The 15,040-nt window shown below is 68.7% G+C and carries 16 protein-coding genes and 1 pseudogene; 8 read left to right on the forward strand and 9 right to left on the reverse strand.

The features are described from left to right. Positions 1–44: 44 nt before the first annotated feature. Together EV645_RS33510 and EV645_RS33515 are read left to right on the forward strand one after the other, a co-directional pair. On the forward strand, positions 45–1,205 hold the full coding sequence (locus EV645_RS33510) for a CPBP family intramembrane glutamic endopeptidase (RefSeq protein ID WP_130448088.1): 1,161 nt from the start codon (positions 45–47) through the stop codon (positions 1,203–1,205). Positions 1,206–1,249: 44 nt separating this feature from the next. Continuing rightward, entirely contained in the window at positions 1,250–1,954 is a 705-nt protein-coding gene (locus EV645_RS33515) for an HAD family hydrolase (protein ID WP_130448089.1), read from the forward strand. Between the two features lie 82 nt (positions 1,955–2,036). Here EV645_RS33515 and EV645_RS33520 read toward each other — a convergent pair whose 3' ends face one another. The 6 genes and pseudogenes from EV645_RS33520 to EV645_RS33540 all read right to left on the reverse strand — a co-directional run bounded on the left by EV645_RS33520 (position 2,037) and on the right by EV645_RS33540 (position 7,435). Beyond that, the gene (locus tag EV645_RS33520) at positions 2,037–2,918 is read right to left on the reverse strand and encodes a sigma-70 family RNA polymerase sigma factor (RefSeq protein WP_422386664.1); all 882 of its coding nucleotides are present in this window, start codon (positions 2,916–2,918) and stop codon (positions 2,037–2,039) included. Continuing rightward, positions 2,890–2,958 (reverse strand): annotated as a pseudogene (locus tag EV645_RS43475) (hypothetical protein); the annotation flags it as partial. The gene EV645_RS33520 and the pseudogene EV645_RS43475, both read right to left, overlap by 29 nt. A gap of 295 nt (positions 2,959–3,253) precedes the next feature. Beyond that, positions 3,254–5,335, reverse strand: a complete 2,082-nt coding sequence (locus tag EV645_RS33525; RefSeq protein ID WP_130448091.1) for a S9 family peptidase — start codon at positions 5,333–5,335, stop codon at positions 3,254–3,256. A gap of 210 nt (positions 5,336–5,545) precedes the next feature. After that, the gene (locus EV645_RS33530; RefSeq protein ID WP_130448092.1) at positions 5,546–6,361 is read right to left on the reverse strand and encodes an exodeoxyribonuclease III; all 816 of its coding nucleotides are present in this window, start codon (positions 6,359–6,361) and stop codon (positions 5,546–5,548) included. Positions 6,362–6,370: 9 nt separating this feature from the next. Further along, entirely contained in the window at positions 6,371–6,835 is a 465-nt protein-coding gene (locus tag EV645_RS33535) for a hypothetical protein (RefSeq protein WP_130448093.1), read from the reverse strand. 6 nt (positions 6,836–6,841) lie between these two features. Beyond that, positions 6,842–7,435 (reverse strand): TetR/AcrR family transcriptional regulator, encoded by a 594-nt coding sequence (locus EV645_RS33540; protein WP_130448094.1) that lies wholly within the window; start codon positions 7,433–7,435, stop codon positions 6,842–6,844. Positions 7,436–7,508: 73 nt separating this feature from the next. Between EV645_RS33540 and EV645_RS33545 the strand changes: the two genes are divergently transcribed. The 5 genes from EV645_RS33545 to EV645_RS33565 are packed head-to-tail and all read left to right on the forward strand — an operon-like array spanning position 7,509 to position 11,463. After that, on the forward strand, positions 7,509–8,402 hold the full coding sequence (locus EV645_RS33545; protein ID WP_130448095.1) for an SDR family oxidoreductase: 894 nt from the start codon (positions 7,509–7,511) through the stop codon (positions 8,400–8,402). Then, positions 8,399–9,535, forward strand: a complete 1,137-nt coding sequence (locus tag EV645_RS33550; protein WP_130448096.1) for a saccharopine dehydrogenase family protein — start codon at positions 8,399–8,401, stop codon at positions 9,533–9,535. The genes EV645_RS33545 and EV645_RS33550 overlap by 4 nt, the downstream gene beginning before the upstream one ends. After that, a complete protein-coding gene (locus tag EV645_RS33555; protein WP_130448097.1) occupies positions 9,507–10,355 on the forward strand; it encodes an alpha/beta fold hydrolase in 849 nt (282 codons plus the stop codon). The genes EV645_RS33550 and EV645_RS33555 overlap by 29 nt, the downstream gene beginning before the upstream one ends. Then, positions 10,352–10,744: a YccF domain-containing protein gene (locus EV645_RS33560; protein ID WP_130448098.1), complete on the forward strand. Its 393-nt coding sequence runs from the start codon at positions 10,352–10,354 to the stop codon at positions 10,742–10,744. Before EV645_RS33555 ends, EV645_RS33560 begins: the two co-directional genes overlap by 4 nt. Continuing rightward, on the forward strand, positions 10,741–11,463 hold the full coding sequence (locus tag EV645_RS33565) for an MBL fold metallo-hydrolase (protein WP_130448099.1): 723 nt from the start codon (positions 10,741–10,743) through the stop codon (positions 11,461–11,463). The genes EV645_RS33560 and EV645_RS33565 overlap by 4 nt, the downstream gene beginning before the upstream one ends. On the opposite strand, the gene EV645_RS33570 is transcribed toward EV645_RS33565, so the two are convergent. Further along, positions 11,453–11,959 carry a hemerythrin domain-containing protein gene (locus EV645_RS33570; protein WP_130448100.1) on the reverse strand — a complete coding sequence of 169 codons (507 nt, stop codon included), beginning with the start codon at positions 11,957–11,959 and terminating at the stop codon, positions 11,453–11,455. The two genes, EV645_RS33565 and EV645_RS33570, sit on opposite strands and share 11 nt — an antisense overlap. 51 nt (positions 11,960–12,010) lie before the next feature. On the opposite strand from EV645_RS33570, the gene ddaH reads away from it, so the two are divergent. Further along, positions 12,011–12,772: a dimethylargininase gene (gene ddaH / locus EV645_RS33575; RefSeq protein WP_130448101.1), complete on the forward strand. Its 762-nt coding sequence runs from the start codon at positions 12,011–12,013 to the stop codon at positions 12,770–12,772. Here ddaH and EV645_RS33580 read toward each other — a convergent pair. Beyond that, complete coding sequence (locus tag EV645_RS33580) at positions 12,741–13,676, reverse strand: tetratricopeptide repeat protein (protein WP_130448102.1); 936 nt, start codon at positions 13,674–13,676, stop codon at positions 12,741–12,743. The genes ddaH and EV645_RS33580 overlap by 32 nt on opposite strands. Beyond that, positions 13,669–15,024, reverse strand: a complete 1,356-nt coding sequence (locus tag EV645_RS33585) for a DNA polymerase IV (RefSeq protein ID WP_130448103.1) — start codon at positions 15,022–15,024, stop codon at positions 13,669–13,671. The genes EV645_RS33580 and EV645_RS33585 overlap by 8 nt, the downstream gene beginning before the upstream one ends. Positions 15,025–15,040: the final 16 nt, after the last annotated feature.

Genomic DNA, 15,040 nt, shown 5'->3' on the forward strand with positions numbered 1-15,040 from the left:
TCCATGTGCACTGGGTGCTTGGCCCGATCTTCTAGAGTCCAGTCATGGACCCGCAACAGCCCGGGCCGCCACCGCAACACCAACCGCAACCGGGCCCATACTCCCAGCCGGGGCAGTACCCACCGCCCCCGCCCCACCCCGGCCCGTACCCGGAGCAGTGGGGAGCGCCGCTCCAGCAACCACCGCCGCACCCGCAGCAGTGGGGCACGCCGGCGCCGTACCCGGCCCAATATGCCTACCGCGAGCCCCGCGTCATCCCCGCCCCGCCGGGTACGCCGTTCCACCGGCTCGCCCGTACTCCGAAGCACGCGTGGTGGCGCCCGATCGTCGGGACCCTGCTGCTCGGCGCCTTCGTCCTGTTCCTGACCACCGGTGTTGTCGTCGCCTGGACGATCGTGCACCGCGTCGTCGCCGGACCGTTCCCGGCGCCGACCGGGACGGACATCTTCCCGAGCGACACCGAGAACCTCGCCGTCACGCTAGTCATGCTCGGCATCCTGACCCCGTGCGTCGGCCTGGCCGCGTGGGTCGTCCAACGCCGGCCGTTCTGGAGCGTCGCCTCGGTCCTGAACAAGATCCGCTGGCGCTGGCTGCTGTTGTGCTGCGTGCCGGCCCTCGGGTACCTCGCTCTGTCGTACGCGATGGGCGCGCTCGTCGACGCGATCTTCCCGCCCGAGGACGCGATCGGGACCGACGGCGGCTCGTGGATCGGTTTCGGCGCGTTCGCCGTACCGGCGCTGGTGATCCTGTTCCTGGTGCCGTTCCAGTCGGCCGCCGAGGAGTTCATGTTCCGCGGGTGGCTGATCCAGGCGGTCGGGGCGTACGGTCCGGACAACCCCGACGGCAAGGCCCGCTGGGTGCGGACGATCTTCCGATCGCCGTGGCCGGGCATCGTGATCGGCGGCGCGGCGTTCGTGTCGGCGCACGGGTACACCGGCTGGGCGATGGCCGACGTGTTCCTGTTCGCGATCACCGTCGGCTGGCTGACGGTCCGGACCGGGGGACTGGAGGCCGGCATCGCGCTGCACGCGCTGAACAACCTGCTCGCCTTTTTGTTGCCTGCGGCAATGGGTCAGCTGTCCGGTTGGGACGAGCAGGGCGGCGCGCCGTGGACGCTGCTGGTCTCGGACATCCCGTGCCTCGCGTTTTATGCGTTCGCGATCACCTGGCTGGCCAAGCGGCAGCAGGTCGCGCGGGTGAGTTGAAAAGCAGGCGAGAACTGTCGGTCGGCTCTGGCAGGCTGTGCCGCGTGACGAACGTGAAGATCGAGGCCGTCCTGTTCGACTGGGGCGGCACATTGGCGACCTGGCACGACATCGACCTGCACGAGACCTGGCGAGCCGTCGCGTCGGTGCTCGACGAGCAGCAGGCCGACGACCTGGCGGCCCGGCTGGTAGCGGCCGAAGGGTCGATCTGGCGGCGCTCCAGGGACGAGCATCTCAGCAGCACGCTGGAGGAGGTGTGCACGCTGGCCGAGGTCGTGATGAGCCCGGCGGCCCAAGCGGAGTACGACCGGCAGTGGGACCCGCACACCGAGCTGGAGCCCGACGCGCTCGACACGCTGCAGGAGCTCCGCGCGCGGGGGCTGAAGGTCGGCGTGCTCTCGAACACGATCTGGCCCCGCGAGCGGCACGAGGCGATCTTCGCGCGAGACGGTGTCCACGAGTTGCTCGACGGCGCGGTCTACACCAGCGAGATTGCGCACACGAAGCCGCACCCGGAGGCGTTCCTGGCCGCGATGCGGGCCGTCGGTGTGTCGGAGCCGTCCCGCTGCCTGTTCGTCGGCGACCGGCTGTTCGACGACGTCTGGGGTGCGCAGAACGTCGGGATGCGGGCCGCGCACCTGCCGCACAGCGCGATCCCGACCGAGCAGATCGGCCACACCGAAGGGACGCCGGACGCCACGATCCAGCGCCTCTCGGAGCTGCCGGCGCTGATCGACAGCTGGAACTGACCCCAGAAATACGCACAGACATACCGAAGGACCCCCGAGCCGGATCGCGGCTCGAGGGTCCTGAGGGGTTTCGGAGTGGGTGTTACGCGGCCAGCGTCGGGTCTGCCATCAGGCGGAGGCGGCCCAGCGCCTCGCGCTCGATCTGGCGAACTCGCTCTGCCGAGATGCCGTGCACTGCGCCGATATCGGCCAGCTTGGCCTGGCGGCCGTCGTGCAGGCCGTAGCGGCGCCGGATCACGTCCGCGGACCGCGGGTCGAGCTGGTCGACCAGACTGAACAGACCCGAACGGTCGGACGCGTCCGCGACCAGCTGGTCCGGACCCGGCGCGGTCTCGGCCGCGATCAGGTCACCCAGCGAGGTCTCGCCCTCGTCGTCGACCGGACTGTTCAGGCTGATGTGGTCCCGGCCGATTCGGATCAGTTCAGTGACCCGCTCCGGGTCCAGGCCCAGCTCCGCTGCGATCTCGTCGATCTCCGGCTCGCGCCCGAGCTTGCGCTCCAGCGTGCGCCGCGCCGACCCGATCTGGTTCAGCTGCTCCACCACGTGCACCGGCAGCCGGACCACACGGGCCTGCTGCGCGATACCGCGGGTGATGGCCTGCCGCACCCACCAGGTCGCGTACGTCGAGAACTTGAAACCCTTCCGGTAGTCGAACTTCTCCACCGCGCGGATCAGTCCCGTGTTGCCCTCCTGGACCAGGTCCAGCAGCGGCATCTGGGACCGCCCGTACCGGCGGGCGATCGACACCACGAGCCGGAGGTTCGCGGTCACGAACCGCTGCTGCGCGCGCCGGCCCGCTTCGGCCAGCCACTCCAGCTCTTCCTCCGTCGCATATTTGGGCGCTCCGCCCTTCTTACGTCCAACCCGCCCCTCGGCCAGCAGTTGCTCCGCAAGGAGTCCTGCTTCGACCGTCTCAGCGAGCTCGACCTCTTCCTCAGCCGTCAGCAAAGGAGTCCGTGCGATCTCTTCGAGGTAGAGACCTACACTGTCCTTGCCGTCGATACCGTCGTCCGTGGACCGGACACGAGCCATGCGAGCCACCGAAACTCCCTTCGTCGTTACATGGAGAGCAACGCTCGAGTAGGGTTCAAGATTCCGGTACCAGTGTGTAAACACCCTGAAGGTTCCCTGAGAGTTCCCGGCAGTGATTCCGCCGTGGAAACCGGTGTCCCGCAGCTTTGCTGGGGTATTAGGCCTGACACTCCGCGTCGAACCTGAGAATCCGTCCAGAAATCTGTCCCTGGATGTGTTGCACAACACACGTCCAGGGACAGATATTCCCTCCGGTCGAGCGTGGTTCAGCTCAGGCCGAGCGTGTCCAGCTCCCAGGCCAGCGAGAACGCGACCTCGCGCCAGGCGTCGTACCGCCCGCTGCGGCCGCCGTGGCCGGCTTCCATTTCGGTCTTCAGCAGTACGTCGGCGTCACCGGTCGCGGTCGCGCGCAGTTTCGCCACCCACTTCGCGGGCTCCACGAAGAACACCCGGGTGTCGTTCAGGCTGGTGATCGCCAGGATGCGCGGATAGCGCTGCGCGGCAACGTTTTCGTACGGCGAGTAGGACTTCATGTACTCGTAGACGGCTTTGTCCTCGAGCGGATTTCCCCATTCCTCCCACTCGATCACAGTCAGCGGCAGCGACGGGTCGAGGATCGTGGTCAGCGCGTCCACGAACGGGACCTCCGCGACGATTCCGCCGAACGCTTCCGGGGCCAGGTTCGCGACCGCACCCATCAGTAGACCGCCGGCGCTGCCGCCCTGCGCGACGATCCGTTCCGGCCTGGTCCAGCCGGCCTGCACCAGGTGGTCCGCGGCCGCGATGAAGTCGGTGAACGTGTTCCGCTTCGTGAGCATCTTGCCGTCGTCGTACCAGTGCCGGCCGAGCTCGCCGCCGCCCCGGACGTGCACGATCGCGAAGACCACACCGCGGTCGAGGAGCGACAGCCGGGGGATCGAGAACCACGGATCCATCGACGACTCGTACGACCCGTAGCCGTACAGCACGACCGGCGCGTTCCCGTCCTTCGCGACGTCCTTGCGCGCGACCATCGAGATCGGCACCTTCGTCCCGTCCGGCGCCGTCGCCCATTCGCGGTACTGCGTGTACGCCGTCAGGTCCACGCCGCCGAGAACGGGCTGCTGCTTCAGCAATCGACGCTCGCCCGTCGCGACATCCACGTCGTACGTCGAACCGGGCGTCACGAGCGATGTGTAGCCGAAGCGGTACCGGGTGTCGTACCACTCGTCGTTGCGGCCGGGGGAGACCGTGTGGATCGGCTCGTCGAACTCCAGCACCTCAGGCGCGGCGAACGAGCCATCGGTACGGCGCATGATCGCCAGCTCGGTCAGCGCGTTGCGGCGCCGGTAGAGGATCACGTGGTCGGCAAACGCGTCGGTGCCGAGGAGGCGGCTGGTCTCGTCGCCCTCGATCAGCGTCGTCCAGTCGCCGGGAGAGTCCAGCGGCGCGGACGCCAGCGAGAAGTTGGCGGCATCCGCGTTGTGCGTGATCAGCAGCTGGTCGCCGGCGTGCTCGACGTCGTACTCGACGCCCTCGCGACGCGGCGCCACGACGACTGCCTCGCCGGTCGGGTCGTTGGCGTCGAGGAGCCAGACCTCGCTGGTCAGCTTGCTGCCGAGCGCGATCATGATGGCCTGCTCGTTGCGCGTGAGGTCGACGCCGACCCAGAAGCGCTCGTCCGGCTCCTCCATGACGAGGACGTCATCCGTCGCACCGAGCGTGTGACGCCAGACCTGGTGCGGGCGCCAGGCGTCGTCGACCTTGGTGTAGAAGATCGTCGAGCCGTCGGCGGACCAGGCCGAGCCGTAGTGCACCTCGGGCAGTTCGTCGGGCAGCAGCTCGCCGGTGCTGAGGTCCTTGATCCGCAGGGTGAACCGCTCGTCGCCCTTGAGGTCGACGGAGTACGCGAGCAGGCGGCCGTCGGGGGAGACGTCGACGGTGCCGAGCGAGAAGAACTCGGAGTCGCCGGCCACCTCGTTCCCGTCCAGCATCACCTCTTCGCCGGCGATCTCGCCGTCGGTCGCGGGCGGCTGGTCGCCGTCCACCTTGACCCGGCAGTGCAGCGAGTACTGCCGGCCCTCGATCGTGCGCGAGTAGTACCAGTACCCGCCGCGTCGCGCCGGGACGCTCAGGTCGGTCTGCAGCGTCCGGTCCGAGATCTCCCGAAAGATTGCCTCACGCAACGATTCCAGATGGGCGGTGCGCGCCTCGGTGTACGCGTTCTCGGCCCGCAGGTACCCCAGCACCTCGTCGTCGGTCTTGTCCCGCAACCACTCGTACTCGTCGACGAACACATCGCCGTGATGCACCCGCTCAACCGGCTTACGAGCAGCAACCGGCGGCGTAACAGAAGAAGTCTCGGACATGCCGCGAGACTACCCGCCACGCCGTCGTCTCCGCGCAGGCTTTCCCTAGGGCATGCCTCCCGATCCCGCGCCGACTGCGCGGCACTCGGCACGGCACCTCGCCGCACGGGTGCAAAGGGAACGATGCTCCGCATCGACCCCTTCGCCCCCGCGCGCCGATGCACCGTGCCGAGCACCTGCTCGCTACGGCGGGGGATCGGGAGGCATGCCCTAGACGTCGTACGTCGCGACGACGGGGGCGTGGTCGCTCCAGCGTTCGGCGTAGGTCGGGGCTCGGTGGATGGCGCAGTTCGTGGCTGCGGAGGCTAGCGCGGGGGAGGCGATCTGGTAGTCGATGCGCCAGCCGGCGTCGTTGTCGAAGGCCTTGCCGCGCCAGGACCACCAGGAGTACGGGCCGGGTCCGTCGCCGCCGAAGCGGCGGCCGAGGTCGACCCAGCCGGCCTCGAACAGGCGGTCCATCCAGGCGCGCTCTTCGGGCAGGAAGCCGCTCTTCTTGCGGTTGGCCTTCCAGGCCTTCAGGTCTTCCTCGCGGTGGGCGATGTTCAGGTCGCCGCACATCAGCACGTGCCGGCCGTCGGCGCGCAGTTCGGTCAGGCGGGCCGTGATCGCGTCGAGGAACGCGTACTTCTCCTCCTGTCGCGGCGGTGTCTCGAACTCGCCGGTGAACACATACGTGCTCACCGCAGTCAGCGTCGTACCGTCATCCAGTACGACGTCCGCCTCGACCCACCGCCCGGTCCCCGCGAACCGCTCCGGGCCGATCTCGCCGCGCTCTTCCTTGATCGGACGCCGGCTCGCGACCGCGACGCCCGCGCGTCCCTTGTGCCCGTCGATCGCGGGCTCGGAGTGCGCGATGTTCCAGTCGCCATCCCGGCCGCTACTGAGGAGCTCCCGCAGTACGTCGTCGGTCGCCCGGACTTCCTGCATCAGCAACAAGTCCGGATCCGTGTCGTCGAGCCACGGCTGCATCCCGCGCCGGAAGGCGGCTCTGATTCCGTTCACGTTCACCGTGGCAACCGTCAGCACGCGGGAACCTTACCCTCTGTGGTGCCCCGGCTTGACGACCATCAGCACGAGCACGACCAGCCAGAGCAGCGCGAAGATCCCGGACGTCATCGAGAGCAGCTTCGCCTTCGACAGGACAGCGCTGCGCTCCTCGGTCGTCCCGCCGACGACCGCCAGCACGCTCGACTGCGCCGGCGCGACGAGGAACGCGAGCACCAGCGCCGCGGCCAAGGTCAGCACGATCGAGATGATCAGCCAGGCCTCGCCCATCACATGCATGCTGCCCGCGAGAGCGAACCCGAAGAGCGGGACGGCGAGGCTCGCCCAGGCGTAGACATTGGTGATCCGGTGCAGCACCTGCAACCCGCCCGCGTCCGGGCTCCCGGCCGTCAGCGTGCGCCTCGCGATCGATGGGAACATGCTGGTCGCCACGGTCACCGGACCGACGCAGAGGATGGCCGCGAGGATGTGGACCGTCAGGAAGAACTTGTTCATGCCTTCTCACTCGGACGTTGTCGTGAGGATCGCGTCCAGGGACTGCTCGCAGAGGTGTTCGAGGGATTCCGGCGAAACGGTCGGGTCGTCGATCCATACCAGGAGGGTCTGTTCGACGTAACCCTGCCAGCCGTGGCAGGCGAGCTCGACGACGGGGGTGACCTCGATGCCACGCTCTGCGACCGCGCTGATCACCCACTGGCTGAACACGCGGCGCAGATCGGAGTGCAGCGCGCGGATCTCCGGATCGCCGGCGGCCGACATCAGCAGCGTCGCTCGGTAGAGCTGCGGGGCTTCGAGTACGGCCCGGACGAACGCGCGGATGCCTGATCGGAGCTGCTCGTCCGGCGGCAGGGACGGATCCGGGGCGGTTCGCAGCATGACCTCCGCGGCGGCTTCCTCGATGACGGCGTACTGGAACTTCTTCTTCGATCCGAAGTAGTGGAACAGCAGAGCGGGGGAGACGCCGGCCTCCGCGGCGACCAGCTCGACCGTCAGCTCGCGGTGCGGGTCCGCGAGCAGCACCTGGCGCGCTGCCGCGAGGATCTGCGCCCGCCGCTGATCAGGGCGCAACCTGGCGGAGGAGGAGGTCTGGCTCATCCGGCCAGTCTATTGAGTAAACGGTCAATAAGCACTTACTGTTGAGTATCTGCTCAACAAGCTGGAGGTCCAGATGCGTCCGTTGGCCGGTCAAGTCGTCCTCATCACCGGAGCCTCCCGGGGGATCGGCGCCGCGGTGGCCCGGAAGTTGGCGACCGAGGGCGCGAAGCTCGCGCTGGTCGGCCTGGAGCCGGGCGAGCTGAAGCAGGTCGCGGAGGACTGCGGCCCGGACGCCGGCTGGTGGGAGGCGGACGTCTCCGACACCGACGCGCTGCGTACGGCGGTTGACGGCGTCATCGAGCGCTACGGCCGCATCGACGTCGTGATGGCGAACGCGGGAATCGCCGCGCCCGGCTTCGCCCGGAGTATGGATCCCGCGACGTGGGAGCGCGTGCTCGAGGTCGATCTGCTGGGCGTCTGGCGTACGACGCACCTCACGTTGCCGTACCTGCTGGAGAGCAAGGGGTATCTCCTGCTCGTATCGTCGCTCGCCGCGATCGTGCACATCCCGGGCCTGTCGGCGTACAACGCTGCCAAGGCGGGCGTCGAGGCGATGGGCGACACGTTGCGGCCGGAGCTGAAGCATTTGGGCGTGCGGGTCGGCGTCGCGCACATGACGTTCGTCGACACCGACATGGTCCGCGGCGCGGACGAGCACCCGGTGTTCGGGAAGGTCCGGACGGGGATGCCGCTCGCGAGCAAGACGTACCCGCTGGAGTTCGCGGTGGACAAGTTCGCCGACGGCATCAGGAAACGTTCGCGGACCGTGCACGTGCCGGGCTGGATCGGTGCGATGAAGGTCCTCCGGTGGGCCATCCCGCATTTCATCGAGCTCGGCTCGCGGTTCAGCGTCCCGAAGGCGGACGCGGCGGCGCTTGCCGACGTCCAGGCGCGCGGAGCCGAGGCGTCGTCGAGGCCGACCGGCGCCGGCGGTCTGGCCGACTCGGAGAAGGCTGCGCACAAATGAGCCGCCAGTACGACGTCGTGCTGCTCGGCGCGAGCGGCTTCACCGGCGCGCTCACCGCGGAGTACCTGGAGAAGAACGCACCGGACCGCCTGCACTGGGCTGTTGCCGGACGCAACAAAGCCAAGCTGGAACGCTTCGGCAAGGACGTCCTGCACGCCGACGTGACCGACCCCGAGTCCTTGCGTGCGCTCGCCGAGTCGACCAAGGTCGTCGCGACAACGGTCGGGCCATACATCCGGTACGGCGAACCGCTCGTGGCGGCCTGCGCCGAGGCTGGGACCGATTACCTGGACCTCACCGGCGAGTCCGAGTTCACCGACCGGATGTACGTGCGCTATCACCAGCGTGCGACGGAGACCGGCGCGCGGATCATCCATGCCTGCGGGTTCGACTCGATCCCGTACGACCTCGGCGTGCAGTTCACGGTCGAGCAGCTTCCCGAGGGTGTGCCGATCCAGGTGGACGGCCTGCTCCGCGCGGGCGGTCGACCGTCGGGTGGCACGTTCCACACGGCGATCACCGCGTTCTCGCGCCCGAAGCAGCACATCGACGCTCATCGGGCCCGCAAACAGGCCGAGCCGCAGCCGGAAGGGCGGAAGGCGCGTTCGGTGGCCGGGCGGATCCACCGCCAGCAAGGCTTCTGGGCGGTGCCCTTGCCGACGATCGATCCGCAGATCGTCGGGTACTCCGCACGGCTGCTCGATCGCTACGGCCCCGACTTCCGCTACTCGCACTACGCGGCGATGGACCGTCTCCCGATGGTTGCCGCAGGCATCGGTGGGGTCGGCCTGCTGATCGCCGGCGCGCAGATCCCGCCGGTTCGGAAGGCGATGCTGAACCGGCTGCAGCCCGGCGACGGGCCGAGCCCGGAGCGGCGGGCGCGGTCGTGGTTCAACGTCCGGTTCGTCGGCCGCGGTGGCGGCAAGCAGGTGATCACCGAGGTCGCCGGCCGCGATCCCGGGTACGACGAGACCGCGAAGATGCTCGGCGAGAGCGCACTGTGCCTCGCACTCGACGACCTCCCGGAGACGTCGGGCCAGACCACGACGGCGGCCGCCATGGGACCTGCCCTGCGCGAGCGACTGGTGAAAGCGGGGATGACCTTTGCCACCCTCGAGGTCGACCACTACTAGTCGGGACGGCACGCGCATCGCCGTCTACGACTACGGCAACCCAGATGCACCGACTTTGATCTGCGTCCACGGCTACCCGGACAACGCGTCACTCTGGGAGCCGGTCGCCGAACGACTCGCCACCGACGTCCACGTCATCACGTACGACGTCCGCGGCGCCGGCGAGTCCGACCACCCCAGCCGCACCTCGGCGTACGCCCTGGACCGGCTCCAGGAAGACTTCGAGGCGGTCCTGGACCACGCGTCGCCCGATGAGCCAGTCCATGTCCTGGCCCACGACTGGGGCTCGATCCAGTCCTGGCAGTTCGTCACAGACGAACACCCCCGCATCGCCTCTTTCGTGTCCATCTCAGGGCCGTCGCTGGATCACGCCGGGTACTTCCTTCGTCGAGCGAACCGCGCTGCCCTGACGCAGCTCCTGCACTCCTGGTACATCTTCTACTTCCACCTCCCGTGGCTGCCGGAGCTCGCCTGGCGCAGGGGCTGGGCGCACCGCGTCTTCAACCGCCTCGAGCAGCAGGACGCCACCGAGCAGCGGTCGATCGGTGATTACGTGAACGGCATGAAGCTGTACCGCGCCAACGTCGTCCCGCGGCTCATCCGCCCCGCACAACGCCGTACCGACGTCCCAGTGCTCGCCGTCTCACCGGACGCCGACCCGTTCGTCACCACCGCGCTGCAGACCGATATCGCACGATGGGCACCCAACCTGACAGTGACGGTGGTCAGGGGAGGGCACTGGATGCCCCGGAACGATCCCGGGCTTGTCGCGGATTTGGTGCGGAAACACACCCGCGAGGTGGCAGGCTTTGGAGCATGAAGACGCTTCTCAACCTGATCTGGCTGGTGCTGGCCGGGTTCTGGCTGGCTGTCGGGTACGCGGTCGCCGGCATCATCTGCTGCGTGCTGATCGTGACGATCCCGTTCGGCATCGCGTCCTTCCGCATCGCCGGGTACACGCTGTGGCCGTTCGGCCGGACCGTGGTCGACAAGCCGAGCGCCGGCGCGGGCGCCCTGCTCGGCAACATCATCTGGATCATCTTCGCCGGCTGGTGGCTGGCGCTCGGCCACCTGACCACCGGGATCGCGCTCTGCCTGACGATCATCGGCATCCCGCTCGGCATCGCGAACTTCAAGCTGATCCCGGTCTCGCTCCTGCCGCTGGGCAAGGAGATCGTGCCGAGCAACCAGCCGTTCGCCACCCGGTGAGGTCGCTGACGGTCCTCGGCTCCTGCGGTGCGTGGCCCGAGGCCGGACGGGCGTGCGCTGGGTTCCTGCTGGAGTACGACGGCTTCCGGGTCGTGCTCGATCTCGGGTACGCCGCCTTGCCCCGCCTGCTGGAGCACTGCCCGCAGGGTGAGGTCGATGCGGTCGTCGTGACGCACCAGCACCCGGACCACTGCGTCGACGTCAGCGGACTGGCGCGAGTGCGCTACTACGAGGCTCCCGATGCACCGCCCGTTCCACTGCACTGCACGCCGGGGACTCTCGACGTACTGCGTGCTCTCGAGCCCAACCCCGACCCGGCCGAGGTCTTCGTAGTGCACGATCTCGCGTCGACCGACCGCATCGGGCCGTTCGATGTCCTGACTGTGGAACTACCGCACTACAAGACGAATCTCGGCGTCCGGCTGAGCGCACCGGGTGTCACAGTCGCGTACACCGGCGACAGCGGCCCGTCGCCCGAGTTGCGGCGGCTGGCCGACGGCGCCGACCTGTTCATCTCAGATGCGACGTACCAGGGCGCGTCCACCAGCGCCTACCTGATGACGGCGGCTGAGGCGGCTCGAGGTGCGCGGGGAGCCCGGCGGTTGTTGCTGACGCACTTCTGGCCGGGGTCCGATCGCGCTGTCTCGGTGCGTGAGGCGCAGGCTGAGTTCGACGGCGAGGTCGTTGCTGCCGACGAGGGGCTCGTCCTCAGCTTTTGACGATCTTGCGGACGTTCGCGATATTGCCGCAGTCCTCGGCGATCAGCCGTGCCCGTTCCTCCGCGAACGTGTCGCCGAGGTTCCGGCGTACCTGGTCGGAGATGTCGGTGCGGGCGGGGTTGAGGACGTCGCGTTCTTCCTCGTCGAGGTGATGTGTGAGCGCCTCGGACAGCTCGTGCAGCTTCGAGCTGAACTCCTCACTGCCGGTGTCCTCGACCTCCATCAACTCGAGCAGCGCCTCGTTGCCCTCGTCGTGCTCGTGCTCGGAGTGCTCGACCTCCTCGGCATCGATCGCGTCCTTGCGCCGCAGCATGGGATAGACCTTCGACTCCTCGGCCTCGGCGTGGGCGATCAGGACCGTGGCCAGGTCGGCGAGCACTGCCTCGCGGTCGCTCCGGACGTCGCGCAGTTCACGCAGCGCCTCTTCGAACCACCGGTGATCGGCAAGGATGATCTCGACCACGTCGCCACCCGCCGCCGGAAGAATCTTCGGCATCCCGTTGTCTCCTCTCTCGGATGCCTCCTGGTACCCGGATAGCCTGCGGACATGCCGACAGCCCTCATCCGCCGTCCGAGCCCGCGCCTCGCCGAAGGCCTGGTCACCCACATCGAACGCGCGCCTGTCGACATCGGCCTCGCCTCGACGCAGTGGCAGCAGTACGTCGACGCGCTGCACCGCACCGGCTGGTCCACGGTCGAGGTGCCGCCGATCGAGGAGTGCCCGGACAGCGTCTTCGTCGAGGACACGATGGTCGTGTACGGCGACCTTGCGGTGATCGCCCGAGCCGGCGCGAACGAGCGACGAGCGGAGGCCGCGGCGGCCGAGGAGACCGTTGCCGCGCAGGGCTACGAGATCCGCCGCATCACCGATCCCGGCACGCTCGACGGCGGCGACGTACTGAAGATCGGCGCGACGATCTACGTCGGACAGGGCGGACGGACGAACGCAGCGGGGATCGAGCAACTGCGCGAGGCGTTGGCTCCACTCGGTGCCGACGTGCGCGCGGTGCCGGTGCAGAAGGTGCTGCATCTGAAGTCGGCTGTCACGGCGTTGCCTGACGGGACAGTGATCGGGTACGAGCCGCTCGTCGACGATCCGTCGGCGTTCGACAGCTTCCGGTCCGTTCCCGAGGAGGCCGGCGCACACGTCGTACTGCTGGGGGAGGACCGGCTGTTGATGGCGGCGTCGGCGCCGAGGTCCGCGGAGTTGTTCGCGGAACTCGGCTACACGCCGGTTGTCGTGGACATCAGCGAGTTCGAGAAGCTCGAAGGATGCGTCACATGCTTGTCGGTGCGGCTTCGCCGGTGAGCACCTCGCGTGCCGCCGCGGCGAGTTGCACCTCACGCTTCTTCCCGCGCCCGTCGGCGATCTCGCACGCATCCACCAGCGCCGCGCGATAGACCACAGTGTCGGGATGCCCCGGAGCCGCGTCGCGAACCACTTGGGTCAGCGCTTCGAGTGCCTCCGAGATGTCGCCGCACGCGAGCAACGCCCGCCCCAATGCGGCCCGATCGCGCACCAGTTGCGGATCCCCGGCCAGCAGGCCGGCCTCGTCGGCGGCGACGATGTCCGCGAGCAGCTGAGCCTCGGACCGCGGCCCGCCGACCATCAGCCGTGCACCGGTCGTTGCCTCGGTCGCCGCCCGGGTCAGCTCGTGATGCGGCCCGAACACCTCCGTCAACTGTGGCGTCACCAGCTCGAACCACGCGATCGCGCGCCCGTAGTTCGCGGTCGCCAGCAAGCCCTGCGCCACCCGCAGCCGGACCCGCAACGTGGCCGGGTCGTCGGCCGCGAGCACCTTTTCCCGCTCGGTCAGCGCCGACTGGTAGAACGGCAACGCTTGTCCCGGCTCGTCCTGCTCCCAGTACGCCTCGGCCTGCTTGTAGCCGGAGTCCGCCTCGAGCTCCGGATAGGTCGCGATCGCCGACACCGGCTCCTGCCGTACGACGGTCTGCAGCGGCCGGGTGACCACCTTGCGTCCGACGTACGTGCGGCCGCCGGTCGGGATGATCCGGAACTTGCCGACCTTCGACACCGGCAGCCACAGGACCGTGTTGTAGAGCGTCCGCACCGACGATCCGCAGTTCTCGCACACGTCGCGGTGGCCGTAGAACCGGCTGCCCATCGGGCCGGCCGTCCCGGCTGCCCACGCCTCCGACGCCGCCGTACACGGCGCACAGAACGGGTAGACCCCCCGCCGTTCCTCATTCATTCGACACATTCTGGTCAGTTTCGGGTTCTTCGTCTGCATCCGCACCGATGATCCGCACTTTTGTCAGCGCCGGGTCGTCGATCGCGAACGTCCGGACCGGCCCTGGCGGGGTGTCGGCGGTCTCGAAGCGGACCGTAACGCGACCGCGCCCCGAACCCCACACCCAACCGCGGCCGTAGTCGGGATGGGCGACGTCCTGACCCGGATGGAAGCCGAGCTGGTCGCGCGGTCGCGCAGGCAACTCGATGACCTCGACCGGGTCGTCAGCGTGCTCGTCCTCGGTGAACAGATCGTCCTGGATCCAGTCGGCCAGTGACGAGACGCCTACGCCCAGCAACCGGATGCCGCCGCCGACCTCGCTCTCCTCGAGCAACCGGCGCGCGACCCGCGCGATCACCCGCGAGTCGTCGGTCGGCCCGGCCAACGTCGACGAGCGGGTGTGGGTGGTGAAATCGTGCATACGCGTCTTCACGGTGACTGTCCGGCCGGAGAGCTGGGCCTTCTGGAGCCGCTCCGAGACGCGCAGGGACATCCGATCGGCGATCGCGACCAGCAGCGAGCGGTCGATGATGTCGGTCTCGAAGGTGTCCTCGACGCTGACCGACTTGGTCTCGCGATCGCTCACCACCGGACGGTCGTCGGCCGCGACAGCGAGCCGGTGCAGGCTGGTGCCGTGCGCTGATCCGATCTGGCGGACCAGCTCGTCCTCGTCGAGCTGCTGCAGATCGGCGACGGTCCGCACGCCGGCCATGCTGAGCCGCTGCGCGGTCGCCGGACCCACGCCAGGGATCACGGTCACCTGCATCGGCGCGAGGAACTCCGCCTCCGTGCCGGCCGGGACGACGACCACGCCGTCCGGCTTGTCGAGGTCGCTGGCGATCTTCGCGATCAGCTTCGACGTACCCGCGCCGACCGACGCGGTCAGGCCGCCGCTCACCTTCCGGATCGACTCCTTCAGATCGCGAGCGATCGCCTCGACGTCGTCGACCGTCAACCCGCTGAGCCCGCTCGCCGCCAGGTCGATGAACGCCTCGTCGAGCGACAGCGGCTCGACCAGCGGCGACAACGCCCGCATCTCCGCCATCACCATCTGGCTGCTCTGCCGGTACGCCTCGAAGCGCGGAGCGAGGTACGCCGCGTGCGGGCAGCGCGATCGCGCTTCCGCGGTCGACATCGCCGACCGCACGCCGTACTTGCGGGCTTCGTACGACGCGGTGGACACGACTCCGCGGACGCCGATACCGCCGACGACCACGGGCTTGCCCCGCAGTGACGGCTTGTCCCGCTGCTCGACGGCCGCGAAGAACGCGTCCAGATCGACATGCAGCACCGACGGATCCCCACGCACCTGTCCAGTGTCCCTG

It is taken from the genome of Kribbella rubisoli (genome assembly GCF_004217145.1).
Lineage (GTDB): Bacteria > Actinomycetota > Actinomycetes > Propionibacteriales > Kribbellaceae > Kribbella > Kribbella rubisoli.